Genomic DNA, 25,859 nt, shown 5'->3' on the forward strand with positions numbered 1-25,859 from the left:
TGAGTCGGACAGCGACGGGGTGCGCACCTATGCTCGACCGATGGAGCTTGCGATCTCAGTCCGCGGACTCACCAAGAAGTTCGGCGAAGTCCTCGCCCTCGACGGCCTCGATCTGGAGGTGAAGTCGGGCGAGGTGCATGGATTCCTCGGACCCAACGGCTCGGGCAAGTCCACCACCATCCGGGTGCTCCTCGGTCTCCTGCGCGCCGACGGCGGTTCGGCGTCCGTTCTCGGTTCCGATCCGTGGCAGGATTCCGTTCCCGTTCATCGGCGACTCGCCTACGTTCCGGGGGATGTGAACCTGTGGCCCAATCTGTCCGGTGGCGAGGCGATCGACCTTCTCGGGCGACTGCGCGGCGGACTCGATCCGGTCCGTCGTGCGTCGCTGATCGAGCGGTTCGAACTCGACCCCACCCGCAAGGGCCGCACCTATTCGAAAGGCAACCGGCAGAAGGTCGCTCTCGTGGCTGCACTCGCCGCCGACACCGAACTCCTCATCCTCGACGAGCCGACGTCGGGCCTGGACCCGTTGATGGAGGCGGTGTTTCAGGAGTGCATCACCGAATTCGCGCGCGGAGGACGCACGGTGCTGTTGTCCAGCCACATCCTCGCCGAGGTCGAAGCGCTGTGCCACGCCGTCACCATCATTCGCGCGGGCAGGACCGTGCAGGCGGGAACGCTGTCCGAACTACGCCATTTCACCCGCACCACGGTGACGGCGACCACCCGGATCAAGCCCACCCCCATCGCGAATGTCCCCGGCGTGCACAACCTCCAGAAGGGTGAGGACGCGAACACGGTGACGTTCGACGTCGATTCCGATCAGATCGATCCGGTCATGACCACGCTGACGGGGCTGGGCATCGTCTCGATCACCGCCAACCCGCCGACGCTCGAGGACCTGTTCCTCCGCGAGTACCGCGACGAGGTCGAGGCACTCGGGATCGGACGGCCGCAGTGAGTCGATTGAGCGGAACGGGTGTGCTCGCCGAACTGGCGGTGCGCACCGACCGGGTCCGGATTCCGGTGTGGACGGTCGCGGTGGCGGGCCTCACCGTCCTGATCGCGTCGAGTTACTCGACCATCTACCCGACCGCCGAATCACGGCAGGCCCGTGCCGAACTCATCTCGTCGCCGGCAGCCACGGCACTCGCCGGGCCGGGTTACGGCCTGGACGACTACACGCTCGGTGCGATGGTCGCCAACGAGATCGCCGGCATGACGATGGTGGCCGTCGCGATCATGTCGGTGCTGCTGGTGACGCGGCATCTGCGGACGGAGGAGGAGACCGGACGCACGGAACTGGTACGCGCCGGCGTCGTCGGGCGGTACGCGGGAATCACGGCGGGACTGATCTCCGCGGCGCTCGCAAACCTGTTCGTCGCGCTTCTGCTCGTCATCGGGCTGCTCGGTGCGGGTCTGCCTCCGGCGGGTTCGCTGAACATGTCCGCGGGTGTGCTGGTGGTGGGTCTGGTGTTCACCTCGCTGTCGGCGCTGGCGTCCCAGTTCACCGAACACGCCCGCACGGCAAGCGGTGTCGGGATCTCCGCGATCATCGTCGCGTACCTGCTGCGGGCGGTGGGCGACGTGCAGCAGGGACACAGCGGGAGCCTGCTGACGTGGGTGTCGCCGATCGGCTGGTCGCAGGCCACCCGCGCCTATGTCGACGAACGCTGGTGGCCGTTGCTGATCGGCATCGTCGCGGCGGCGCTGACCGTCGGGTGTGCGTATGCCGCCATCGGTCGCCGGGACGTCGGGGCGGGGCTGCTTCCGCCGCGGGGCGGGCGCACCGAGGCGTCCCCCCGCCTGACCGGTGTCACCGCGCTGGCGGCGCGTCAGCAGCGCGGTCAGATCCTCGCCTGGGGTGTCGGTGTGTTCGCGCTGTCGCTGCCCATCGGTTCACTCGGCAGGCAGATCAGCGATTTCATCGACCAGGATCCCGATCTCGCACAGCTGCTGCCGGGTGGCGCCGCGGCGGCGGCCGACGGTGCGTTCGCCCTGTATCTGGTGTTCCTGGTGGTGATGGCGGCGATGTACGCCGTCGGTGCCGTCATATCCATCCGCTCCGAGGAATCGTCCGGTCGCGCCGAGGAGGCACTCGCCACCCCCGTGTCGCGGGCGTCGTGGCTCGGTGGCCAGCTGGCCGTGATCGCCGCTGCGGCGGTCGCGATCGCGGTGGCGGCGGGGGTCGGCATGGGGATCACCGCTGCATTCACGCTGTCCGATGCGGGGGCGCTCGGCCGGTTGATCGGCGCGGCCCTGAACACCGTGCCTGCCGTGCTGGTGATCGTCGGTTCGTGCGCGGCCGTCTACGGCCTGAGCCCCCGCGCGCTGCCGGCGTTGTGGGCATTCCTGGGTTACGTGCTCGTCGCCGGAATGTTCGGGGAAGTCCTCCCCGACCGGTTCGGGGTGCTCTCCCCCTTCCACTACACACCCGCCCTGCCTGCCGAGAGTTTCTCGGCCACTCCCCTCGCGGTTCTGCTGCTTCTCGCAGCCGCCCTGTTCCTCGCCGCCGTCACCGGGTTCCAGCGCCGGGACATCGGCCGGTGACGGCTCGGTAGCGCCGGTCAGGGATTCGGCGCCGTCACCAGACCCAGCTCGGACGGGGCCACGAGCAACCGGTGGTGCGGAAGGACCCGCACCGTGTATCCGACCGACCCGGACAGCGGCAGGGCCAGGTCGGCGACGAACAGTTCCCCCGACTCGTCCGATGCGGAGTGGGTCATCGGGACCGTGACGATGTCGGTGAGCTCCTCGTCCGGTCCGGCCTTCCCGATCACGGCCTGCACGGTGACGTCCGAGACGGACAGTTCGCCGAGGCGGATGCGGGCGCGCAGCATCAGGTTGGCCCCGATCTCGGGAGTGTCGGGTAGTCCGGCGCCGTCGACCTGCAGGACCGCCACCGCCGGCCAGGCGGCCTCGACGCGGCGACGGAACGCGGCGAGTTCGCGGGCCCCGGCGTAATTCTCTTCCGCCACCGTCCGGGCCGCTTCGGCGGCGGGCGCGTAGTACTGGACGGCGTAGTCGCGCACCATCCGCGACGCGAGCACCTTGGGTCCGAGATTCTGCAGTGTGTGACGGACCATCTCCACCCAGCGCACCGGCAGGCCGTCCGCACGGTCGTAGAACCTCGGCAGGACGGCGCGTTCGAGCAGTTCGTACAGTGCGCTGGCCTCGAGATCGTCGCGCCGTGTCTCGTCGACGACGCCGTCCGCGGTCGGGATGGCCCAGCCGTTCTCGCCGTCGAACATCTCGTCCCACCAGCCGTCACGGATCGACAGGTTCAGTCCGCCGTTGAGGGCGGACTTCATCCCCGACGTGCCGCACGCCTCGAGCGGGCGCAGCGGGTTGTTGAGCCACACGTCGCAACCCCAGTAGAGGTACCGCGCCATCGACATGTCGTAGTCGGGCAGGAAGGTGATGCGGTGCCGGACGTCGGCGGCGTCGGCGAACCGCACGACCTGCTGGATGAGGGCCTTCCCGCCGTCGTCCGCGGGGTGACTCTTCCCGGCGACCACCAGCTGCACGGGCCGCTTCTCGTCGAGGAGCAGGGCCCGGAGTCGCCCGGGGTCGCGGAGCATAAGCGTCAATCGCTTGTAGGTGGGCACCCGCCGGGCGAAGCCGACGGTGAGCACGTTCGGGTCGAACACCTCGTCCGTCCAGCCGAGTTCGGCGGACGTCGCACCGCGTTCGATCCAGGATGCGCGTACCCGGCGGCGCACCTCCTCGACCAGTTTCCCGCGCAACGCGTTGCGGGTCGACCACAGTTCCTCGGCGGACAGGTCCTGCAGCCGCTCCCAGCCGCGGGCTTCCTCCACCAGTTCGGGGCCCAGGATGCGGGTGGCGAGATCGATCCATTCGGGTGCGGCCCAGGTGGGCGCGTGGACACCGTTGGTCACCGAGCCGATCGGTACCTCTTCGGCGTCGAATCCCTGCCACAGCGGCTGGAACATCTCGCGGCTGACGATGCCGTGCAGCTTGGACACGCCGTTGGCCCGTTGCCCGAGCCGCAGGCCCATGTGGGCCATGTTGAACACCGACGGATCCGATTCGCGGCCGAGTCCGAGGATCCGGTCGATCGTCAGCCCCGGCAGCAGGGAGGATTCGTTCTCACCGTTGTCGCCGCCGAAGTAGTGCCGCACGAGGTCGGCAGGGAACCGGTCGATTCCCGCGGGCACCGGGGTGTGGGTGGTGAAGACCGTGCCTGCCCGGACCGTGGCCAGTGCCTCGTCGAAGTCGAGCCCGCCGGTGGTGACCAGTTCACGGATCCGCTCGATGCCGAGGAAACCCGCATGCCCCTCGTTCATGTGGAAGACGGCGGGGTCGGGCAGGCCGTAGGCGTGGGTGTAGGCGCGCACGGCCCGGACACCGCCGATGCCGGCGAGGATCTCCTGTTTGATGCGGTGGTCCTGGTCGCCGCCGTACAGACGGTCGGTGACGCCCCGCATCTCGGCGTCGTTCTCCGCGATGTCGGAGTCGAGCAGCAGCAGCGGGACGCGTCCCACCTGGGCGATCCACACGCGGGCGCGCAGAACCCGGCCCCCGGGGATCGCGACGTGGACGAGGACGGGTGCCCCACCCGAGGACTGCGGCCCGGACTCGGTGAGCAGACGCAGCGGCAGGCCCTGCGGGTCGTGCGGCGGGTAGTGCTCGGCCTGCCAGCCGTCCGCGGTCAGCGACTGCCGGAAGTAACCCGAGCGGTACAGCAGGCCGACACCGATCAACGGCAGGCCCAGATCGGACGCCGCCTTCAGGTGGTCGCCCGCGAGAATTCCGAGTCCACCGGAGTAGTTGGGCAGCACTTCGCTGACCCCGAACTCCATTGAGAAATACGCGATCCCACCGTCGAGCGACACTCCCTTGGCCTGCTGGTTCTGATACCAGCGGGGCCGGGACAGGTAGTCGTCGAGGTCGGCGGCCGCGGCGTCGAGCCGGGCCAGGAACGCGACGTCCTCGGCCAGTTCGTCGAGGCGGGCGGGATCGACCTCACCGAGCATGCGGACCGGGTCGAACTGCACCTGTCGCCACAGTTCCGCGTCCAGCAATCCGAACAGTTCCTGCGTCGCCGGATGCCACGACCAGCGAAGATTGGTGGACAGCGGACCGAGGGCAGCGAGCCGCTCCGGAAGGTGGGCTCGGACAGTGAACCGACGCAAGGCTTTCACCTCGCGAACGATAACGCACTACGGGCGTCGTTGCGCCGTGTCGGGGCGGGTAGACGTCAGATCTCCAATACGGACAGGAACCGGTCGACTCCATTACGGTTGAACGGGCGGCCCAGCCCACGAGCCGCCGGCAACTTCCGGCTATGGAACGGAGCCCAGCGTGACAGGTCGACTCGGTATCGACGACGTGGAACCGAACATCGGGTGCGGCCGGTACCCCGCCAAGGCCGTTGTGGGTGAGGTGTTTCCCGTCCGGGCAACCGTGTGGCGTGAAGGTCACGACGCCGTGGCCGCCACGCTCGCGGTGCGGGGACCGCGCAGTGCCGCGTCGGGCGGCTCGGCGACCTTCCGCATTCCGATGACCGGCGGTCCGGTACCCGACACCGTCGACGGTTCCTTCACCCCGACCGGCGAGGGTGTCTGGACGTTCCGGATCGAGGCCTGGAGCGATCCGGTCACCACGTGGAAGCACGCGGTCGAAGCCAAGCTGGCGGTGGGGCAGGGGCCGGCCGAACTGGCCAACGACCTCGAGATCGGTGCGCGGTTGTTCGAGCGTGCCGCGAAGGGCGTGCCCCGCGCGGACCGCTCGCGGCTGGCGGGGGTCGCGGCGTCGCTGCGTTCCGACCATCACCTCTCCGAACGTGTGGCCCCGGCGTTCGGGTCGGACGTCACCGAACTGCTGCGCGCACATCCGCTGCGCGATCTCGTCACGAAGAGCGAACCGCACACCGTGCTCGTCGATCGCACGCGTGCACTGTTCGGGTCGTGGTACGAGTTCTTCCCGAGGTCCACGGGCGGCTGGGACGAGAACGGCAAGCCCCGGCACGGCACGTTCGCCACGTCCGTGGCCGCACTTCCGCGCATCGCGTCGATGGGATTCGACGTGGTGTACCTCCCACCGATCCACCCGGTCGGCAAGATCAACCGGAAGGGCCCCAACAACACGCTGACCCCCGGCCCCGACGACGTCGGTTCGCCGTGGGCCATCGGCTCGGACGAGGGTGGCCACGACGCGATTCATCCCCAACTCGGGACGATGCGTGATTTCAAGGCGTTCATCGCTGCCGCCGAGAAGCTGCACATGGAGGTGGCGATCGACCTGGCCCTGCAGGCCGCACCCGACCATCCGTGGGCGAAGAAGCACCCCGAATGGTTCACCGTCCTCCCCGACGGCACCATCGCCTACGCCGAGAACCCGCCGAAGAAGTACCAGGACATCTACCCGGTCAACTTCGACGACGACCGCGACGGCATCTACGCGGAGGTCCTGCGGGTCGTCCGGCACTGGGTTGCGGCGGGCGTCAAGATCTTCCGGGTCGACAACCCGCACACCAAGCCGCCGGACTTCTGGGAGTGGCTGATCGCCGAGGTCAAGAAGTCGGATCCGGACGTCCTGTTCCTGTCCGAGGCGTTCACCCGTCCCGCACGGTTGTACGGTCTCGCCCGCCGCGGTTTCACCCAGTCCTACACGTATTTCACGTGGCGGACGGACAAGTGGGAGCTGACGGAGTTCGGCAAGGAGATCGCCGCCAAGGCCGACGAGGCGCGCCCCAACCTCTTCGTCAACACCCCGGACATCCTTCACGAGAGCCTGCAGACCGGGGGCCCGGGAATGTTCGCCCTGCGCGCCGCGCTGGCGGCGACACTGTCCCCCACGTGGGGGGTGTACTCGGGATACGAACTGTACGAACACGTTCCGGTGCGACCGGGCAGTGAGGAATACCTCGACTCGGAGAAGTATCAGCTGCGCCCCCGCGATTTCGAGGGCGCCGCCGCGCGCGGCGAGTCCCTCGAACCGTGGATCACGGCGCTCAACCGGATCCGCAGGCAGCACCCGGCGCTGCAGCAGTTGCGCAACATCCATTTCCACCACGTCGACAACGACGCCCTGATCGCCTATTCCAAGTTCGACGCCACCACCGGGGATGCCGTGCTGACGGTGATCAACCTCAACCCGTACGGCGCCGAGCAGGGCAACGTGTGGCTGGACATGCCCGCGCTGGGCCGCGACTGGCACGACCACCTGACCGTGCTCGACGAGGTCACCGGGGAGCAGTATCACTGGGGGCAGACCAACTTCGTGCGCCTGGAACCCTGGCGTTCGGTGGCCCATATCCTGGCATTACCGTCGATCCCCTATCCGGCCAGAACGAAGCTGGCCTACCGCGGAGGTACATAGTGACCGTCGAACCGCCTGTCGCCATCGCACCGGACGCCGCCGACCTCGACCTGCTGTCCCGGGGTGAGCACCACAACCCGCACTCGATCCTGGGCGCGCACCCGCACCCCGACGGCACGGTGATCCGCGCACTGCGCCCGCACGCCGAGGCCGTCGACGCCGTCATCGGGGGGACGAGCTTCTCGCTGGAGCACCTCGCGCACGGTGTGTGGGGGGCACTCGTCCCGTACCGGGATCTGATGGACTACCGGCTGTCCACGACGTGGCCGGGTGGCCACAACGACGTCTCCGCCGACGGGTACCGGTTCCTGCCTACGCTGGGGGAACTCGACCTGCACCTGTTCGGTGAGGGCAGGCACGAGCGGCTGTGGGAGATCCTCGGCGCGCACCGCCGCCGCTACGACACCCCCGACGGCACCGTCACCGGCACCTCGTTCGCCGTGTGGGCTCCCAATGCCCGCGGAGTGAGTGTGATCGGCGATTTCGACGGGTGGAGTGGGCGGAACTACCCGATGCGGGTGCTCGGCTCCACCGGGGTGTGGGAGTTGTTCGTTCCCGGTATCGAGGCCGGCGACCTGTACAAGTTCCGGGTCCACGGCCCCGACGGCAGTGTGCGCGACAAGGCCGATCCCATGGCCTTCGCGACCGAGGTCCCGCCCGCCACCGCGTCCCGGGTGTCGGTCAGCACGTACGAATGGAACGACGCCGAGTGGCTGGCGCAGCGCGCGGCCACCGAGCCGGCGCAGTCCCCGATGAGCGTGTACGAGGTCCACCTGGCTTCGTGGCGGCCCGGGCTGAACTACCGCGAGATGGCTGAACAACTCGCTGTCCACCTCACCGAGACGGGATTCACGCACGTCGAGCTGCTGCCGGTCGCCGAGCACCCGTTCGGCGGTTCGTGGGGGTACCAGGTCACGTCCTACTACGCGCCCACCTCACGATTCGGTTCCCCCGACGACTTCCGGTGGTTCGTCGACCATCTGCACGCCGCCGGCATCGGGGTCATCGTCGACTGGGTTCCCGCGCACTTCCCCAAGGACGAGTGGGCGCTGGCACGTTTCGACGGCACACCGCTCTACGAGCACAGCGACCCCCAGCGCGGCGAGCAGCTCGACTGGGGAACGTATGTGTTCGATTTCGGGCGGCGCGAGGTGCGCAACTTCCTCGTCGCGAACGCGCTGTACTGGCTCGACGAGTTCCACGTGGACGGTCTGCGCGTCGACGCGGTCGCGTCGATGCTGTACCTCGACTACTCGCGGCCGGAGGGCGGTTGGACGCCGAACATCCACGGCGGCAGGGAGAACCTCGAGGCCGTCGCCTTCCTGCAGGAGACCAACGCCACGGTCCACAAGCAGCACCGCGGGGTCGTCACCATCGCCGAGGAGTCGACGGCGTGGCCGGGTGTCACCCGCGCGACCAACGTCGGCGGTCTCGGTTTCAACATGAAATGGAACATGGGGTGGATGCACGACACCCTCGGTTTCATGGCGCACGATCCCGTCCACCGCAGCTATCACCATCACGAGATCACGTTCTCCCTGATGTACGCGTGGAGCGAGAACTATCTGCTGCCCATCAGCCACGACGAGGTGGTGCACGGCAAGGGCACGCTGTGGACGCGGATGCCCGGCGACGACTACGCGAAGGCCGCCGGTGTTCGTGCCCTGCTGGCGTACATGTGGTCGCACCCCGGCAAGCAACTGCTGTTCATGGGTCAGGAATTCGGACAGACCGCGGAATGGTCCGAGGAGCGCGGACTCGACTGGTACCAGCTCGACGACCCGTACACCGGCGGCTTCCACCGCGGTCTGCTCCGGCTCGTCCACGACCTCAACGCCACCTACCGCGAACACCCGGCGTTGTGGACTCTCGACACGTCTCCGGGCGGGTTCTCCTGGATCGACGCCAACGACACCGCGAACAACGTCCTGAGCTTCCTGCGTTACGGCACCGACGGGTCGATCCTGGCGTGCCTGTTCAATTTCTCGGGTTCCCCGCACGCGAATTATCGTGTGGGCTTGCCAGAACGGGGCGAATGGCGTGAAATTCTCAACACCGACGCCGAGATCTACGCGGGATCGGGTTGGGGAAATCTCGGTGCGGTGACGGCAACTTCGCAGCCGTGGCACGGCCGTCCCGCCTCTGCCGAGGTGGCACTGCCCGCGAACGGCGCGATCTGGATGAGTCTGGAGCGTTGATGAAGGCACGGCCTTGCTGACCCGACGTCGGCAGTGGGCTGCGAGCATGGGCGTTCTGGCCGTGACTGCGGTCGTCCTGTCCGGGTGCACGCGCTCGGTGGACGGTGAGGCCGCGTCCATCTACGACGATCCGTTCAAGGTGGCGGGCCTCGATGCCACGTCGGGTCCGAGCGGTGCCCGCAAGGGCGTGCCCGACGCCGACCTCCCCGTCACCGGCACCGACGGCGGTGAAATCGACACGATGGCCGCCAACGCGGTCAGCGACATCGAGGACTACTGGCGCACCGAGTTCCCGGCGCTGTTCCAGCGCAACTTCGAGCCGGTCGAGGAACTGATCTCCTGGGATCCGCGCGACTCCGACAGCCCGCGCTTCTGCGGGGACAGCACCGAGGAACTCCTCAACGCCGGCTACTGCAGCACCGACCACACGATCGGCTGGGACCGGGCGCTGCTGCTGCCCGAGGTCGTGGAGAAGTTCGGTGTCGTCGCCGCCGTCTTCGTTCTGGCGCACGAGTACGGGCACGCCGTCCAGACGAAGGCGGGAATCGCCGACGAGAACGTGGGCGGTGGCATCGTGCGGGAACAGCAGGCCGACTGCTTCGCGGGGGCGTTCATGCGGTATATCGCGGAAGACAAGGCGACCCACTTCACGCTGAACACGTCGGACGGGCTGAACAAGGTGCTCGCGTCCGCGGTCGCGATCGGGGACACCGACCCGAACGATCCCGACAACGTGCACGGCTCGGCGTTCGAACGTGTCACCGCCACCCAGATCGGTTTCACGGACGGTCCGGCGCCGTGCACGCGCATCGACGAGAAGGAGATCGACTCGCGTCGCGCGGATCTGCCTCAGCGGTTCGCCGACGAGAGCGACGACGGCGAACTCCCTGTCACCGAGGAGTCGCTCGAGGCGTTCTTCACGTCCTTCCAGCAGATCTTCGATCTCAGCGATCCCCCCACGCTGCAACTCGACGGCGCCGACCTCGACTGCGCGGACGCCGACGCGACCGAACCGGTGTCGTACTGCCCGGCCACCAACACGATCGGCGTCAGTGTCGACGCCCTCGCCGAACGCGGCACACCGGGCCGTCCCGGCAGGCGGGAACTCTTCCAGACCAAGCTCACCGGCGACTACAACGCGTACGTCCTGCTCGCCTCGCGGTACACCCTGGCGTTGCAGCGGGACCGGGGCAACGATCTGCACTCACCCCAGACCGCGCTGCGAGCCGCCTGCCTGTCCGGCGTCGTCACCAGCGCGTTGAGCCCGGACAGTCCCGCCACCCTGGAGGCGGGCAGCGTGTGGTTGTCCCCCGGCGACCTCGACGAGGCCGTGTCGGGGCTGCTCACCGACGGTCTCGCCGCCAGTGACGTCAACGGGGAGACCGTGCCGAGCGGATTCTCCCGGGTGGACGCGTTCCGCACCGGAGTGCTCGGCGGTGAGCAGGCCTGCGAGGGCCGCTACCGCTGACCGTCCCACCACGTGACGTCCCCCGACCGCTGCGTCAGATCTCCCGGTAGCCGAGCGTGCGACGGTGATCGGCTTCTACACGTCCGGGCAGTTCATCGGACTGGCCCTGCTCACTCCCTTCCTGTCCTGGCTGCAGTCCGTGCTGTCCTGGCACTGGGTCTTCATCGTGACCGGAACGATCGGGGCGATCTGGGGTGCCGTGTGGTACGCGTTCCGTCGCGAGCCACGCGATTCGCGGGCGAACGACGCCGAGATCGACCTGATCCGCGACGCGGCGGCGGACTCGTCGACCTCCTGGACGAGCAGCAGCCCGAACGTCCGGCCGTGACCCGGAACGGTGTCGCCACCGTCCTCGGCCGGCGCAAATTGTTCCCCAGGTACCTCGTCGAGTACCGGGACATGGATTACATCAAGTCCGGATTCCTCGCCTCGCTGCCGTTCGTCGCGGCACTCGTGGGCGTGCTGTTCTCCGGAGTCTTCTCCGACTTCCTGCTGCGCAAGGGAGTGTCTCGCGGAGTCGCCCGCAAGGGCCCGATCATCGTGGGCCTGTTGCTGACGTCGCGATGATCGGCGCCAACTTCACCGATTCGACCGCGATGGTGATCGTGTTCCTGTCCATCGCATCCTTCGGCAACGGACTCGCGTCGATCACGTGGTCGCCGGTGTCGGCACTCGCGCCGGAACGACTGCTCGGGCTCACCGGTGGAATGTTCAACTTCATCGGCAACCTGTCGGCGATCGCGACACCCATCGTGATCGGGTTGCTCGTCACCGACGTCAGCTTCGCGCCGGGATTCGTTTACATGACCGTGGTGACCGCAGTCGGGATCGCGTCGTACGTCTTCCTGATCGGACGGGTGGAGCACGTGCGGAGCTGACCGCCGGATGGGTGACCGGGGTGAGTGCCGAGAGCGCTCACCCCGGTTTTCTCGTCAGTCCTGGTTTCTCGTCAGTACAGTGCGGCGGCGAGTTTCCGGCGGGCGGTCATGACGACCGGTTCGGCCGGGTCGAACAGTTCGAACAGTTCCAGCAGGCGAGTCCGTACCCGCGTCTTGTCGTCGCCGGCGCTGCGGGCGACGACACCGATGAGGCGGGCGAACGCCGCGTCCGGGGCCTGGGAGTAGACCTCGACGTCCGCGGCCTGCAGCTGGGCGTCGATGTCGTCCGGGGCGGCGTCCGCGGCAGCGACGGCACCGGGATCGACGGACTGCACGCGGGCTAGGAAACGCACTTGGCGGATCGCGCCCTGCGCTTCGGCGTTGGCCGGTTCCTCGTCGAGGATCTTCTGGAACTCGGCTTCGGCTGCCGACAGGTCGCCTTCGTCGAGCGCGGCCTCGGCGGCGACGAAGCGCGGGTCCTCCGGCTCGGGCTCGTCCGCGTTCCCGTCCGCGGCCGGCGGTCCGGACAGCTTTCCGGCGGTTGCCTGCTGGACGGCGGCGAGCCACTGACGCAGTTGTGGTTCGGGCTGAGCGCCCTGGAAGTCGGCGAGCGGCTGCCCGCCGGCGATGGCGACGACGGTCGGGACGGACTGGACGCCGAAGGCCTGCGCGATACGCGGGTTGGCATCGACGTCGACCTTGGCGAGCACCCAGGTGCCGCCGGCCTCGCGTGCCAGCTTTTCGAGCAGGGGTGAGAGTTGTTTGCACGGCTCGCACCAGGTGGCCCACAGGTCGACGACCACCGGGACCTGCTGGGACCGGACGAGCACCTCCGCCTCGAACGTCGCCTCGGTGACGTCGATGACGGGGGCGAGTCCGGTACTCCCGGGTGCGGCCGGAGCGGCGCCGTCCCCGGAGGGTGCGGACACCGGCGGGGGCGGAGCGGCCGCACGCTCCTTGAGGGCGGAGAGATCGACTGCTCCGCTCATGGCCGCGGCCACTGCTGAGGAACGCGCTGACGGACGAGAACCTGGTCGAGTCACGTCCACCAGTTTGTCACGATTTGAGCGCGCACCGGAATGCGGGCCGCGCCTACCACGGAGTGGATCAGACGAGCAACGGTTCGCTCTTCGCTGCGCTCGACCGGGACAGTTCGCCCATCCGGCCGGTGCGGGCCGCCCAGACCTCGAACACGACGGTGCCGAACGGCGGAACGCTGGCAACGAGCGCCCAGAAGGTGGTGACCAGATTCCAGCTCAGCTTGCGGGCGGTCCACAGCGAGATGAGCAGGTACAGGACGAAGACGCCGCCGTGGATGGGGCCGAAGATCTTCACGCCGATCTCGTTGCCGTCGGCAGGCAGGTACTTGAAGGCCATGCCGATGAGGAGGCCGAGCCAGGTGAAGGCCTCCAGAATTGCGACAAATCGGAAGCGCGTGGCCGTGGTGCTGAGATCGAAGACGTTCGCCATGCCGACCATTGTGCCCGACCATCTACGACAGTCCGTAGTGGTGTGAGATACACCACCACGGACTGTCGTCGTGTCACGCCTTGGGGACGCGGACGATCAAGGCGTCTCCCTGACCGCCACCACCGCACAGTGCCGCAGCCCCCACACCCCCGCCGCGACGACGCAACTCCAACGCCAGATGCAACGCGATCCGCGCCCCCGACATCCCCAGCGGATGCCCCATCGCGATCGCCCCGCCGTTGACGTTCACGATCTCCGGATCCAACCCCAGCTCCCGTGTCGACGCGATCCCCACCGCCGCGAACGCCTCGTTGATCTCCACCAAATCCAGATCCTTCGGGTCGATGCCCTCCTTGGCGCACGCCTTCGCGATGGCCCGCGCCGGCTGCGACTGCAACGTCGAATCCGGACCCGCCACCACCCCGTGCGCGCCGATCTCGGCGATCCACGACACCCCGAGTTCCTGCGCCTTCGCCTTGCTCATCACCACGACAGCGGCCGCACCGTCGGAGATCTGCGACGCCGACCCTGCGGTGACCGTGCCGTCCTTGCTGAACGCCGGCCGCAGCCTGGCCAGGGATTCCACCGTCGTATCGCCGCGCACACCCTCGTCGGAGCTGACCAACACCGGATCACCCTTGCGCTGCGGCACCGGCACCGGCACCACCTCGTCGTCGAACACCCCGTCCTTCCAGGCCCGGGCCGCCTTCTGATGCGACGCCGCCGCGAACGCGTCCTGCTCCTCGCGGCTGATCCGCTGACCGTCCTCCGCGTTCTTCGCCTCGGTCAGACTCCCCATCGCCTGATCGGTGAAGATGTCGTACAACCCGTCGAAGGCCATGTGGTCGCGCATCGTGACGTCGCCGTACTTGAAACCCTCCCGCGACTTCTCCAGCAGGTGCGGGGCGCGCGACATGGACTCCTGGCCCCCGGCGACCACGACGTCGAACTCGCCGGCCCGGATCAGCTGATCCGCCAGTGCGATCGCGTCGATCCCCGACAGGCACACCTTGTTGATGGTCAGGGCCGGCACATCCATCCCGATCCCCGCGGCCACCGCGGCCTGCCGCGCCGGGATCTGACCCGCCCCCGCCGTCAGCACCTGACCCATGATCACGTACTCGACCTGCTCGGGAGCGACACCCGCCTTCTCCAGCGCACCACGAATCGCCACCCCACCCAGATCCGAACCCGACACATCCTTCAACGAACCCAGCAACCGGCCCATCGGGGTCCGGGCTCCGGCGACGATCACAGAACTGGTCACGATTTCCTCCGCGTGAGACGAGTAGACAGGTGCGGGGCGACGGAAGTCACATCCCGACGAGAACTACCGAAACGGTAGCGCTAACGTCGGGACCATGACACAGTCCTCCCCCACCCAGACCACGTCACCGCTGTCCTCGGACCTGGTGACCGCCATCGACCACGTCGGCATCGCCGTCCCCGACCTCGACGCCGCCATCGCGTGGTACTCCGAACACCTCGGCATGGTGTCGACGCACGAAGAGGTGAACGAGGAGCAGGGCGTGCGCGAAGCGATGCTGAGCGTCGTCGGCTCCCCCGAGGGCAGCACCGCGCTGCAGCTTCTCGCACCGTTGAACGAGAACTCGACCATCGCCAAGTTCATCGATCGCAGCGGCCCCGGTCTCCAGCAGCTCGCGTACCGCGTCACGGACATCGACGCCATCTCCGCCCAGTTGCGCGAGCGCGGTGTGCGGCTGCTGTACGACGCACCCCGCCGCGGCACCGCCGATTCGCGCATCAACTTCGTCCACCCGAAGGATGCGGGCGGAGTTCTCGTCGAGCTCGTCGAGCCGTCGGCGACCCACTAGAGCTGTGGCCGGCCGCCGGGTACCGGGCGCAGAGACAAGTTCTACTTTGCCCAGGTAGATTGGCGGCCATGGTAAACGAGCAGGACCGTGGTTCGATCCCCCTTCCCTTTTCCACCGTGCGCAAGGGATTCGACCGGGACGAGGTACGCAACTACTTCGAGCGATTCGACGCCGAGCTCCGCGTCACTGCCGCCGACCGCGACGCCGCGGCGGCGCAGGCGCGGGATCTCGCCAAGCAGCTCGACGATGCGCGGGACGAGATCGACGATCTGCGCAAGGATGTCGACCGCCTGTCCGTTCCGCCGACCACCGCGGAGGGAATGAGCGACCGAATCTCGCGCATGCTCCGGCTCGCGTCGGACGAGGCGTCCGAGGTGCGTGCGAAGGCCGAGGCCGACGCCGCCGAGATGATCTCCGTCGCCGAGCAGGAGGGCGCGCAGCTCCGCGGCCAGTACGAGTCGCTGGTCGCGGAACTCGAAGACCGCCGGAGCGCTCTCGAGATTCAGCACGAGCAGACGATGGCGAAGGCCCGCACGGAGGCGGCGAAGATCGTCGAGGCCGCTCAGTCCGAGCGCGACCGCCTGGCCGCCGAGGCCGAACTGCGTCGGTCGCAGGTGCAGGAAGACTTCGACCTCGCGATGTCCGAGCGCCGCCAGAAGACGATCACGGCGGTCAACGAACTCGAGTCCACCAGCAAGGCCGAGGCGCAGCGTCGTCTCGCGGACGCCACGCACGAGGCGGAGCGCAGGCTGCAGGCGGCCACCGACCAGTCGGAGCGCAAGATCGCCCACGCCAAGGAACTGGCGGAAGAACTTCGCGTACTCCGCGGCCGGATCCTGGCGCAGCTCTTGGGAATTCGGGGACAGCTCGATTCCGTTCCGGCAATGTTGGCGTCGGTCAACCGGGAGAGCGAACTCCTGGACGCGCAGCCCGACACCGCGGCATCGAACTCGGAGAAGCGCTCCAACGAGAACACGAACAGCAAGTCGGCATCGGGCGGTGCCGCGGACCGGAAGTCCGCGCAGAACGAGTCCGGGACGAACTCCGCGGACGAGACCGACAACTCCGACGAGGATACCGCGGTGCTGTCCACGGTCGAGAAGAACCCGGCGAACCGGCCGGTGGCTCAGCGGACCGTGAAGACGGGAAGCTAGGACCACCTGCGTGTGAGGCCCCGGGTGCTGCGTCCCGACCAGCACCCGGTGTGCCAGTGCCGCCGGTCCTCGGCTCCGCCGTATTCGGCCGGCCAGGTGACCAGGTGGGCGACGCCCGGCCGGATGTCGTGATCGCAGCCGGGGCACCGGTACGACTTTGTGGCCCGGGCCCCGGGGATCGTGCGGACGATGAAGCTCTCGTCGGCGTAGCCCGCGGGCCCGGCTTCCTGACGCATCATTGCGCTACCGAACAGCGAGCCCTCGGAGGTGTCCGGGGGCGCACTGCGGCGTGTGTTCTTCCGCTGCGGTTTACGACGGGGCACGGGTTCAGCCTAGGCCTCAGAAGAGCCGGAACTCGGTGCTCTCGGTGCCGCGCAGCGCTTCGTAGTCGAGCACCAGGCACCGGATTCCGCGATCGGTGGCAAGGGTTTTGGCCTGCGGCTTGATCTGCTGGGCGGCGAAGACACCGCTCACCGGCGCCAGCAGCGGATCCCGGTTGAGCAGTTCGAGGTACCGGGTGAGTTGCTCGACACCGTCGATGTCTCCGCGGCGCTTGATCTCCACGGCGACGGAAGCCCCGTCGGCGTTCCGGCACAGCAGGTCGACGGGACCGATGGCCGTCATGTATTCGCGCCGGACGAGCGTGTAACCGCTGCCGAGCGTTTCGACGTGTTCGGCGAGCAGTTCCTGCAGGTGTGCCTCGACACCGTCCTTGACGAGCCCCGGATCGACACCGAGTTCGTGACTGGAGTCGTGCTCGATCTCCTCGATGGTGATCCGCAGTTCCTCACCGGCCTTGTTGGTCACCACCCACAGCGCTTCGGCGTCTTCCACGGTGTCTTCGACGAGCCAGCAGGGCGGGCTCATCCAGTTCAGCGGCTTGTAGGCGCGGTCGTCGGCGTGGATGCTCACGGAACCGTCTGCCTTGATCAACAACAGGCGACGAGCGGTGGGCAGATGTGCCGTCAAACGGCCTACGTAGTCGACTCGGCATCTGGCAATCACTAGGCGCACCCGCCCACCCTAAGGGATCGCGCCGACTAGTCTCGAATGACTATGCGCAGCCCCCGCCGATCCGTCGCCCCGCTGGGGTCGTGGTTGCTCGGATCACCGGACGAGAGTCCCCGCAGGCGCCGGATCCGGGTCCAGCTGCTGCTGACCGCCCCGCTGGTGTTCACCAACCTGGTCGGCGCGGTGATCACCTGCCTGCTCGTCAGTGTCGTCGTCCCCGGCCCGAATGTGTGGTCGAGCGAGTTCGTGATCGCCAACTTCGTTGCGGTGCCCGTCTTCGTGCTGTGCGCGGTCCTGGTCGGCGTGACGTGGGGCACCAAGCGGCTGGTGTCGGATCTCCGGTGGGCGACGGAGGACGACGTACCCACCGACCACGACCGGTCGGCGGCGTTTCGCGCACCGTGGCGTCTGACGCGTGTCCAGGCGGCGTTGTGGGGCATCGGGCTGGTGTTCTTCACGACGCTGTACGGCATCATCGATCCCCAGACCATTCCGAAGGTCGCGTTCACGATCGCGTTGGCCGGGATCACGGTCTCCGCGTTCTGCTACCTGCTGACAGAGTTCGCGCTGCGCCCCATCGCCGCCCGGGCACTGGGCTCGGACGGGCCACGACCCCGTCGGACCCTCGGCATCACCGGCCGCACCGCGCTGGCGTGGATCCTCGGGACCGGTGTTCCCGTGCTCGGTCTGATGCTCATCGCGATCTTCAGTTTCATCCGGCCGGCGAGTCCGACCAGCCTCGCGGTGTCGATCCTCGCGCTGGGTGGTGTGATCCTGCTCTTCGGCCTGCTGCTGGTCGTGATCAGTGTCCGCGCCACCGAGGCACCCATCCGCTCGGTGTCGCTGGGCATGGCGAAGGTGGCGGAGGGCGATCTGGATGCCGAGGTCGTCGTGTATGACGGCACCGAACTCGGCGCGCTGCAGACCGGGTTCAACCGGATGGCCGAGGGACTCCGCGAACGTGAGCGGATCCGCGACCTGTTCGGTCGCCACGTCGGGCAGGAGGTCGCGTCCCAGGCTCTCCTCCGCAACCCCGAACTCGGCGGGGAGGAACGTGACGTGGCGGTCCTGTTCGTCGACATCATCGGGTCCACCACGATCGCGGCCACCCGGTCGCCCGCGGAAGTCGTGGACCTGCTCAACCGGTTCTTCAACGTGGTCGTGGACGAGGTCGATCGGCGAGACGGGTTCGTCAACAAGTTCGAAGGTGACGCCGCGCTGGCCATCTTCGGGGCACCCGTGGCGCTCGACGACCATGCAGGCGCTGCGCTCTCCGCCGCTCGGGCCCTCCGCGAACGGCTCACCGCCGAGGTACCGGAGTGCGATGCGGGAATCGGGGTGGCGGCGGGTCGCGCCGTGGCCGGAAACATCGGCGCCCACGAACGTTTCGAGTACACGGTGATCGGCGATCCGGTCAACGAGGCGGCGCGGTTGTCCGAGCTCGCCAAGAACGTGTCCGGACACGTCGTCGCGTCCGAGCGGGCGATCGACGCGGCATCCGACGACGAGCGCAGGCGGTGGCAACTCACCGACACCGTCACCCTGCGTGGCCGTGTCGAGCCGACCACGTTGGCCGTTCCCGCCGAACTACTCCCCGCCGGTTCCGCCGTCGACGATGAGGGCGCCGACTCCGTCGAGTAGCCGGGTGAGCCCGAATTCGAAGGCGTGGGCAGGCACGTACGCGGCGTCGTGGTGTTCCCCCGCCGAGGCCCCGACCCGGGCGGCCAGCGGGAACCGGTCGGGGTCGAAGACCTTCTCGAAGTGCGGAGCGACGCGCTGCCACCATTCACTGTCCGCCTCCCCCTGGGCGGCGAGCGCAGCCGCATCCACCGCGGCGCGCGCCGCGCCCGCGACGAAACTGTCGAGAAGCGTGACGACGGAGTCCATGTCGAGGTCCGACAGTCCCAGCCCCTCGACCGCACGTAGTTCCCGCTCGTACTTGGCCATCCCGCCGGGCCCCAGAACCGGCCGGCTCAGCGCGACGACGCCGAGCATCCACGGGTGGGCGCACAGCAGGTGGAAGTAGTCGTGAGCGGCGGCCGCGAGACGCTCGCGCCACCCCTCATCGGCGTCGTCGGCCGGCTCGAGTGTGGACAGCGCGCGATCGAGCATCACCTCAACCAGTTCCGTCTTTCCGGGAACGTGCGTGTACAACGACATCGCCCCGGCGCCGAGCTCGGATGCGAGGCGGCGCATCGAGACTGCGTCCAGCCCTTCCGCATCCGCGACGGACACGGCGGTCTCGACGATCCGGTCGAGGGTCAGGCCCGGCTTCCCGTTGCGGGGGCGCGAGATCGGCGTGCTGCCGCCGCCCCACAGCAGCTCCATGGTGCGGGCGGGATCGCCCTCCGGTGTCGCGCTTCTACCCATGTCGAGATCTTCCCACGACGTCCGGGAACAATTCCGTCCGCCGCCTCGTTGACGTACGGCGTACCGTAAACGAGGCGAAAGGCGCAGTAAGGACAGCAGAGCCCATCCTCGCCACCGACAGCGAACTCACCCGGCTGGTGGCTCTGAGCCCCGACTACGACTTCGGAGGTGACCTGTGACCGACGCCGTCACGCTTCCCCGTTTCCCGGCGCAGAAGGGCCGACGCACCCGCGGCAGGACCTGGTGGGCGCAGCGATGGGCCGACGACGTCGAGCACGCTGTGCTCGACTCGGACACGCTGAAACGCGGACGCGCCTACGCCCGTGGCGGACTGGTCGGTCCGCTCACGTTCGCGGCCGGGCTCGTCTCCGCGGACGTGCACACGGAGGAGGAGAGCCTGCACGTGCGGATCCGGGTGGACCAGCTGGACGAGCGCCAGTGGGGCGAGGTGTTCGCCACCCTCGCGTCGCGGAGCGGTCACGTCGCCCAGTTGTCGAGTGGGATGCTCCCTCGCGAACTCGACGACGACCTCGCTGCCGTCGACGTGTCCCTCGTACCGTCGATGTTCGATGCCGACGCGACGTGCACCTGCGAGGAGTGGGACGTGCCGTGCCGCCACGCTGCCGCGGTGCTGTATCAGGCCGCGTGGGTGCTCGACGACGACCCGCTGCTCTTCTTCCTCCTGCGCGGACGGGAGGGACAGGAGGTTCTCCAACCCAGGCACGGCGCGCACGAGGAGACGTCCCATTCCTCGTTCGACGCTTCGCACTCCCCGGTGTCGGCGTCGGACACCTACTCCGCGGTTCCCGGACCGCTTCCGGCGCCGCCGCGTTCCGGCGGAACCCCGGTGCGCCCACGCTGGCTCGACGACGCTCCCCCGGAGATTCAGGCGGACGCCGTCTGGTCTGCGATCGTCACTGCGATTTCGCGATACGGAGACCGTGTCTGAGGTCGTCCGACGGTCCGGCCACCAGGCTCGGTGCGACCACCCGGGCACCGGTCGCCGGATACGGCGTGCAGATCTGGGCGTCGTGCACGAAGCACCAGCGCCAGTTGTCCCCCGCGTGAAGCGACTGGACTATCGGATGACCGCTGCGTTCGGCGTGGTGTCGCGCGTGCCGCATCGGTGATCCGTCGCTGCATCCGACATAGCCGCACGTCAGGCACAACATCAGGTGCTCCCAGCGGGTGCCGAGTGCGAGACAGCCCTCGCACCCGTCCGACGTGTGCGCGACGACATCGCGAATCATGTTCAGATCGGGATCGTGCCAATTATTGGATTGGGTCATATTGCCACCCCTCAGTAACCAAGATTGGCGGCTGATCCGTCTCGCCACATGGTCACAGCGGAACGAAAGAATCCCCCGAAATCTGGCCTCAGCGGACAGCGTCCCGGTTTCGACGGCGCAAAACGGGGTAGTTCCAAGCCATGGATCTGGAAGCAGCCCCAGAACCGATGGTGGACCACACGCCGCGGGCGACGAACCTGTCCGCGGTCGTGGCCGTCACCGCGCACATGCACGACTGCGGGAATCGCGACGAGATCCTCGCCCTGCTGGTCGAAGCTCTCCCTGAACTCGGTCCCTTCATGGTGGAATCCGTATCGGCTCCGACGGACGAATCCGACGACGTCTGGCGTCACCGCGTGCTGCTCGACGATTCGTGGTCGAGGCCGGTGTCGCTCACCCTCCGGGCCGACTACCCGCCGACCCCGGTGCAGGCCACCCTGCTCGAGCTGCTCATTCAGCACACGGGGTCTGCCCTGCGCGCCGCATCGCTACGATCACGGGCAGCCACACAGGAACGTCACTTGCGCGAGGCCGCGGACGAGATCGCCGCACTCGGAGCGCGGGCCGTGCGGCTGGAGGAGGAAGCGAAGATCCACGACACGTTCGGGCGCCTCGCCGCGACCGGCGCCGACGAGGCCGCCATAGCCGAGACACTCCACCAGGTGACCGGACTCGCCGTCGGGATCGAGGACGCCTTCGGCAATCTGCGCGTGTGGGCCGGCCCGGACAAGGCCCTTCGGTACCGCAAGATCGGCGGCGGGAACCGGGTCGACGTCCTGCGCCGTGCCGCGATGGAAGGGCGCCCGCTGCGGAACGACAACCGGATCGTGCAGATAGTCCGGCCCGGCCAGACACTTCTCGGCGTCCTGTTTCTGTCGGACCCGGAACATCGGGCAACCGACCTCGACAGGGTCGCCCTCGAACACGCCGCGACGATGCTCGCCATCGACATGTCGCACCGCAGATCACTCGCCGAGACGGAGGCACGGCTCAGTCGCGACCTGGGCGCCGACCTGCTTGCCGGCACCGACGACGACAGCGCCTACTCGCGGGCCGACGCACTCGGCTACGACCTGCACACGCCGCAACGCGTCCTGGCAGTGCACTGGGGGCCGGACACGCCCGTCGAGTCCGTCACGGAAGCCTTCCGGCGCCACCTGACATCCGCCGACTCGTCGGCCCTCCTCGTCCACGGCAACGAACACCGAACCGGGATCCTCGCCGCCGTCATGGACGCAAAGACAGATGTGAACATCATCTTCACGGCATTGGAGAAATCGCTCGGTCCCGCGGTCGGAGTGATCGGTGTCGGATCCGAATGCACCTCCCCCAGTGGTCTACCCGACTCGTATACCCACGCGATACGGGCGCTGGAGATCAGAAAGCAGTCGCTGTCGCCCCGCGGCGTGGCGCTGTTCGACGAACTCGGCGTCTACCGCATCCTCGACTCGCACAGCAGCACCGGAGACGTCGAGGCATTCGTGCAGGAATGGCTCGGCCCGTTGCTCGCCTACGACCGGGAACACCGCAGCACGATGACGGCAACGCTGGCCCAGTACCTCGAATGCGGTGGCAAGTATGACGAAACCGCACAGGCTCTCAGGATCCACCGCAGCACCCTGCGATACCGGATGTCCCGCATTCACGAATTGACGGGGCGTGATCTGCGCAGCGTCGACACACGCCTGAATCTTCATCTGGCGTCCCGCGCACTGCAGGTCCTGGCCGGCGGTGCGCCGGGGTGAAAGGACGTGTGCGGCACGGGTGTTCGTGACCCGGGAATGCCGAAAGCCCCCCAACAAGGTTGGGGGGCTTTCGGTAACGGATGTTCGGCGGTGTCCTACTCTCCCACACCCTGTCGGGTGCAGTACCATCGGCGCTGGAGGGCTTAGCTTCCGGGTTCGGAATGGGACCGGGCGTTTCCCCTCCGCTATGGCCGCCGTAACTGTATGAAACTGTCACACGGAACATCAGCGAAGACACACATCCCATCACCGTGGGTGGTGGGGTGTTCTTCTTTCTTCTGTTCTGAAACGTGTGTGTTGTTTCAGATACTGCACAGTGGACGCGTAGCTTCTTTGTGGTAAGTCCTCGGCCTATTAGTACCAGTCACCTGCATCCGTTACCGGACTTCCAGTTCTGGCCTATCAACCCGGTGGTCTGCCGGGGGCCTTACCCCCTCGAGGGGGTGAGAAACCTCATCTTGGAACAGGCTTCCCGCTTAGATGCTTTCAGCGGTTATCCCTTCCGAACGTAGCTAACCAGCGGTGCTCCTGGTGGAACAACTGGCACACCAGAGGTTCGTCCGTCCCGGTCCTCTCGTACTAGGGACAGCCTTCCTCAAGTTTCTAACGCGCGCGGCGGATAGAGACCGAACTGTCTCACGACGTTCTAAACCCAGCTCGCGTGCCGCTTTAATGGGCGAACAGCCCAACCCTTGGGACCTACTCCAGCCCCAGGATGCGACGAGCCGACATCGAGGTGCCAAACCATCCCGTCGATATGGACTCTTGGGGAAGATCAGCCTGTTATCCCCGGGGTACCTTTTATCCGTTGAGCGACACCGCTTCCACTTGCCGGTGCCGGATCACTAGTCCCGACTTTCGTCCCTGCTCGACCTGTCAGTCTCACAGTCAAGCTCCCTTGTGCACTTGCACTCGACACCTGATTGCCAACCAGGCTGAGGGAACCTTTGGGCGCCTCCGTTACATTTTGGGAGGCAACCGCCCCAGTTAAACTACCCACCAGGCACTGTCCCTGAACCAGATCATGGTCCGAGGTTAGAGGTCCAATACGATCAGAGTGGTATTTCAACAACGACTCCACACTCACTGGCGTGAGCGCTTCACAGTCTCCCACCTATCCTACACAAACCGAACCGAACACCAATACCAAGCTGTAGTGAAGGTCCCGGGGTCTTTTCGTCCTGCCGCGCGTAACGAGCATCTTTACTCGTAATGCAATTTCGCCGAGTCTATGGTTGAGACAGCTGAGAAGTCGTTACGCCATTCGTGCAGGTCGGAACTTACCCGACAAGGAATTTCGCTACCTTAGGATGGTTATAGTTACCACCGCCGTTTACTGGGGCTTAAATTCTCAGCTTCGCCACCGAAGTGGCTAACCGGTCCTCTTAACCTTCCAGCACCGGGCAGGCGTCAGTCCGTATACATCGTCTTACGACTTCGCACGGACCTGTGTTTTTAGTAAACAGTCGCTTCTCACTGGTCTCTGCGGCCCCACCCAGCTCACACTGCAAGAGTGATCACCGGACGAGGCCCCCCTTCTCCCGAAGTTACGGGGGCATTTTGCCGAGTTCCTTAACCATAGTTATCTCGATCGCCTTAGTATTCTCTACCTGACCACCTGTGTCGGTTTGGGGTACGGGCCGTGTGAAAGCTCGCTAGAGGCTTTTCTCGGCAGCATAGGATCACTGAATTCGCCTCATTCGGCTATGCGTCACCTCTCAGGCTTGATGAACGGCGGATTTGCCTACCATTCGCCCTACAGGCTTACACCAGTATTACCACTGACTGGCTCAGCTACCTTCCTGCGTCACCCCATCGCTTGGCTACTACCAGATCAGGTCCCATGCATCCACATCCAGGGCCCCCGAAGGGGCGTAAGGACGCTTCAGGATGGTTAGTATCACTGATTCACCAGGGGCGCGTTCACACGGGTACGGGAATATCAACCCGTTGTCCATCGGCTACGCCTGTCGGCCTCGTCTTAGGTCCCGACTCACCCTGGGCGGATTAACCTGGCCCAGGAACCCTTGGTCATTCGGCGGACGAGTTTCTCACTCGTCTTTCGCTACTCATGCCTGCATTCTCACTCGTGTGGCCTCCACGGCTGGGTCACCCCGCCGCTTCCATGGCCACACGACGCTCCCCTACCCATCCACACCACTGCCCAAGACTCCGCAGAATCAAGGGGGTGCATTGTGTGAATGCCGCAGCTTCGGTGGTGTACTTGAGCCCCGCTACATTGTCGGCGCAGGATCACTTGACCAGTGAGCTATTACGCACTCTTTCAAGGGTGGCTGCTTCTAAGCCAACCTCCTGGTTGTCTTCGCGACCCCACATCCTTTTCCACTTAGTACACGCTTAGGGACCTTAGCTGGCGATCTGGGCTGTTTCCCTCTCGACTACGAACCTTATCGCCCGCAGTCTCACTGCCGCGCTCTCACTCACCGGCATTCGGAGTTTGGCTGATTTCGGTAAGCTTGTGGGCCCCCTAGACCATCCAGTAGCTCTACCTCCGGTGAGAAACACGCGACGCTGCACCTAAATGCATTTCGGGGAGAACCAGCTATCACGGAGTTTGATTGGCCTTTCACCCCTACCCACAGCTCATCCCCTCAGTTTTCAACCTAAGTGGGTTCGGTCCTCCACGACGTCTTACCGTCGCTTCAACCTGGCCATGGGTAGATCACTCCGCTTCGGGTCTAGAACATGCCACTACGGACGCCCTATTCGGACTCGCTTTCGCTACGGCTACCCCACACGGGTTAACCTCGCGACATGCCACTAACTCGCAGGCTCATTCTTCAAAAGGCACGCCATCACCCCCCACACCGAAGTGTGCAAAGGCTTTGACGGATTGTAAGCGCACGGTTTCAGGTACTATTTCACTCCCCTCCCGGGGTACTTTTCACCTTTCCCTCACGGTACTAGTCCGCTATCGGTCACCAGGGAGTATTCAGGCTTATCGGGTGGTCCCGACAGATTCACACCAGATTTCACGGGCCCGGTGCTACTTGGGTTTCCATCACGACAGTCATCATGTTTTCGTGTACGGGACTCTCACCCTCTACGACAGGCCGTTCCAGACCACTTCCACTAA

21 protein-coding genes and 2 rRNA genes (1 of these 23 only partly in view) are annotated in these 25,859 nt (G+C 66.7%); 13 read left to right on the forward strand and 10 right to left on the reverse strand.

Annotated features, from left to right (window positions below; all coding sequences use genetic code 11):
• The first annotated feature begins 40 nt into the window (after positions 1 to 40).
• Positions 41 to 961 carry an ABC transporter ATP-binding protein gene (locus RHA1_RS07010; RefSeq protein ID WP_041811189.1) on the forward strand — a complete coding sequence of 307 codons (921 nt, stop codon included), beginning with the start codon at positions 41 to 43 and terminating at the stop codon, positions 959 to 961.
• A complete protein-coding gene (locus RHA1_RS07015; RefSeq protein ID WP_237726851.1) occupies positions 958 to 2,550 on the forward strand; it encodes an ABC transporter permease in 1,593 nt (530 codons plus the stop codon). Before RHA1_RS07010 ends, RHA1_RS07015 begins: the two co-directional genes overlap by 4 nt.
• A gap of 17 nt (positions 2,551 to 2,567) precedes the next feature.
• On the opposite strand, the gene glgP is transcribed toward RHA1_RS07015, so the two are convergent.
• Positions 2,568 to 5,165 (reverse strand): alpha-glucan family phosphorylase, encoded by a 2,598-nt coding sequence (gene glgP, locus RHA1_RS07020; protein WP_016879899.1) that lies wholly within the window; start codon positions 5,163 to 5,165, stop codon positions 2,568 to 2,570.
• Between the two features lie 160 nt (positions 5,166 to 5,325).
• On the opposite strand from glgP, the gene RHA1_RS07025 reads away from it, so the two are divergent.
• The 6 genes from RHA1_RS07025 (at position 5,326) to RHA1_RS51645 (ending at position 11,888) form a co-directional block, all read left to right on the forward strand.
• Entirely contained in the window at positions 5,326 to 7,344 is a 2,019-nt protein-coding gene (locus tag RHA1_RS07025) for an alpha-1,4-glucan--maltose-1-phosphate maltosyltransferase (protein ID WP_009474146.1), read from the forward strand.
• Positions 7,344 to 9,542: a 1,4-alpha-glucan branching protein GlgB gene (gene glgB / locus RHA1_RS07030; protein WP_011594460.1), complete on the forward strand. Its 2,199-nt coding sequence runs from the start codon at positions 7,344 to 7,346 to the stop codon at positions 9,540 to 9,542. The genes RHA1_RS07025 and glgB overlap by 1 nt, the downstream gene beginning before the upstream one ends.
• A 46-nt stretch (positions 9,543 to 9,588) precedes the next feature.
• Positions 9,589 to 11,010: a neutral zinc metallopeptidase gene (locus tag RHA1_RS07035; RefSeq protein ID WP_011594461.1), complete on the forward strand. Its 1,422-nt coding sequence runs from the start codon at positions 9,589 to 9,591 to the stop codon at positions 11,008 to 11,010.
• A 64-nt stretch (positions 11,011 to 11,074) separates the two neighbouring features.
• A complete protein-coding gene (locus RHA1_RS51635) occupies positions 11,075 to 11,338 on the forward strand; it encodes an MFS transporter (protein WP_050787257.1) in 264 nt (87 codons plus the stop codon).
• Entirely contained in the window at positions 11,335 to 11,577 is a 243-nt protein-coding gene (locus RHA1_RS51640; RefSeq protein ID WP_009474150.1) for a hypothetical protein, read from the forward strand. Before RHA1_RS51635 ends, RHA1_RS51640 begins: the two co-directional genes overlap by 4 nt.
• Positions 11,574 to 11,888, forward strand: a complete 315-nt coding sequence (locus RHA1_RS51645; protein ID WP_011594463.1) for an MFS transporter — start codon at positions 11,574 to 11,576, stop codon at positions 11,886 to 11,888. The genes RHA1_RS51640 and RHA1_RS51645 overlap by 4 nt, the downstream gene beginning before the upstream one ends.
• Before the next feature lie 71 nt (positions 11,889 to 11,959).
• On the opposite strand, the gene RHA1_RS07050 is transcribed toward RHA1_RS51645, so the two are convergent.
• The 3 genes from RHA1_RS07050 to RHA1_RS07060 form a co-directional block, all read right to left on the reverse strand.
• A complete protein-coding gene (locus RHA1_RS07050; protein ID WP_041812333.1) occupies positions 11,960 to 12,877 on the reverse strand; it encodes a tetratricopeptide repeat protein in 918 nt (305 codons plus the stop codon).
• A 118-nt stretch (positions 12,878 to 12,995) separates the two neighbouring features.
• The gene (locus RHA1_RS07055) at positions 12,996 to 13,367 is read right to left on the reverse strand and encodes a DUF3817 domain-containing protein (protein WP_011594465.1); all 372 of its coding nucleotides are present in this window, start codon (positions 13,365 to 13,367) and stop codon (positions 12,996 to 12,998) included.
• A 64-nt stretch (positions 13,368 to 13,431) separates the two neighbouring features.
• A complete protein-coding gene (locus RHA1_RS07060; protein ID WP_011594466.1) occupies positions 13,432 to 14,625 on the reverse strand; it encodes an acetyl-CoA C-acetyltransferase in 1,194 nt (397 codons plus the stop codon).
• A 94-nt stretch (positions 14,626 to 14,719) separates the two neighbouring features.
• Here RHA1_RS07060 and mce point away from each other — a divergent pair, with 94 nt between their 5' ends.
• The gene (gene mce, locus RHA1_RS07065) at positions 14,720 to 15,193 is read left to right on the forward strand and encodes a methylmalonyl-CoA epimerase (RefSeq protein WP_005248354.1); all 474 of its coding nucleotides are present in this window, start codon (positions 14,720 to 14,722) and stop codon (positions 15,191 to 15,193) included.
• 68 nt (positions 15,194 to 15,261) lie between these two features.
• Positions 15,262 to 16,347 (forward strand): coiled-coil domain-containing protein, encoded by a 1,086-nt coding sequence (locus tag RHA1_RS07070; protein ID WP_009474155.1) that lies wholly within the window; start codon positions 15,262 to 15,264, stop codon positions 16,345 to 16,347.
• Here RHA1_RS07070 and RHA1_RS07075 read toward each other — a convergent pair.
• Together RHA1_RS07075 and nucS are read right to left on the reverse strand one after the other, a co-directional pair.
• On the reverse strand, positions 16,344 to 16,670 hold the full coding sequence (locus RHA1_RS07075) for an Rv1322 family protein (RefSeq protein ID WP_011594467.1): 327 nt from the start codon (positions 16,668 to 16,670) through the stop codon (positions 16,344 to 16,346). The two genes, RHA1_RS07070 and RHA1_RS07075, sit on opposite strands and share 4 nt — an antisense overlap.
• Positions 16,671 to 16,686: 16 nt before the next feature.
• Entirely contained in the window at positions 16,687 to 17,361 is a 675-nt protein-coding gene (gene nucS, locus RHA1_RS07080; RefSeq protein WP_005248359.1) for an endonuclease NucS, read from the reverse strand.
• 36 nt (positions 17,362 to 17,397) lie between these two features.
• Between nucS and RHA1_RS07085 the strand changes: the two genes are divergently transcribed.
• A complete protein-coding gene (locus tag RHA1_RS07085; RefSeq protein ID WP_011594468.1) occupies positions 17,398 to 18,999 on the forward strand; it encodes an adenylate/guanylate cyclase domain-containing protein in 1,602 nt (533 codons plus the stop codon).
• On the opposite strand, the gene RHA1_RS07090 is transcribed toward RHA1_RS07085, so the two are convergent.
• Positions 18,946 to 19,728: a TetR/AcrR family transcriptional regulator gene (locus tag RHA1_RS07090; protein ID WP_011594469.1), complete on the reverse strand. Its 783-nt coding sequence runs from the start codon at positions 19,726 to 19,728 to the stop codon at positions 18,946 to 18,948. The genes RHA1_RS07085 and RHA1_RS07090 overlap by 54 nt on opposite strands.
• Positions 19,729 to 19,903: 175 nt before the next feature.
• On the opposite strand from RHA1_RS07090, the gene RHA1_RS07095 reads away from it, so the two are divergent.
• Positions 19,904 to 20,677 (forward strand): SWIM zinc finger family protein, encoded by a 774-nt coding sequence (locus RHA1_RS07095; protein WP_011594470.1) that lies wholly within the window; start codon positions 19,904 to 19,906, stop codon positions 20,675 to 20,677.
• Here the strand turns inward: RHA1_RS07095 and RHA1_RS07100 are convergent.
• Positions 20,643 to 21,017, reverse strand: coding sequence for a UBP-type zinc finger domain-containing protein (locus RHA1_RS07100; RefSeq protein WP_011594471.1), 375 nt, complete (start codon positions 21,015 to 21,017; stop codon positions 20,643 to 20,645). The two genes, RHA1_RS07095 and RHA1_RS07100, sit on opposite strands and share 35 nt — an antisense overlap.
• A gap of 140 nt (positions 21,018 to 21,157) precedes the next feature.
• On the opposite strand from RHA1_RS07100, the gene RHA1_RS07105 reads away from it, so the two are divergent.
• Entirely contained in the window at positions 21,158 to 22,762 is a 1,605-nt protein-coding gene (locus RHA1_RS07105) for a PucR family transcriptional regulator (RefSeq protein WP_011594472.1), read from the forward strand.
• A gap of 82 nt (positions 22,763 to 22,844) precedes the next feature.
• On the opposite strand, the gene rrf is transcribed toward RHA1_RS07105, so the two are convergent.
• Positions 22,845 to 22,961, reverse strand: a 5S ribosomal RNA gene (rrf, locus tag RHA1_RS07110).
• A 135-nt stretch (positions 22,962 to 23,096) separates the two neighbouring features.
• Positions 23,097 to 25,859 (reverse strand): 23S ribosomal RNA (locus tag RHA1_RS07115); it runs 373 nt beyond the window's last position.

Source organism: Rhodococcus jostii RHA1, assembly GCF_000014565.1.
Classification (GTDB): Bacteria; Actinomycetota; Actinomycetes; order Mycobacteriales; family Mycobacteriaceae; genus Rhodococcus_F; species Rhodococcus_F jostii_A.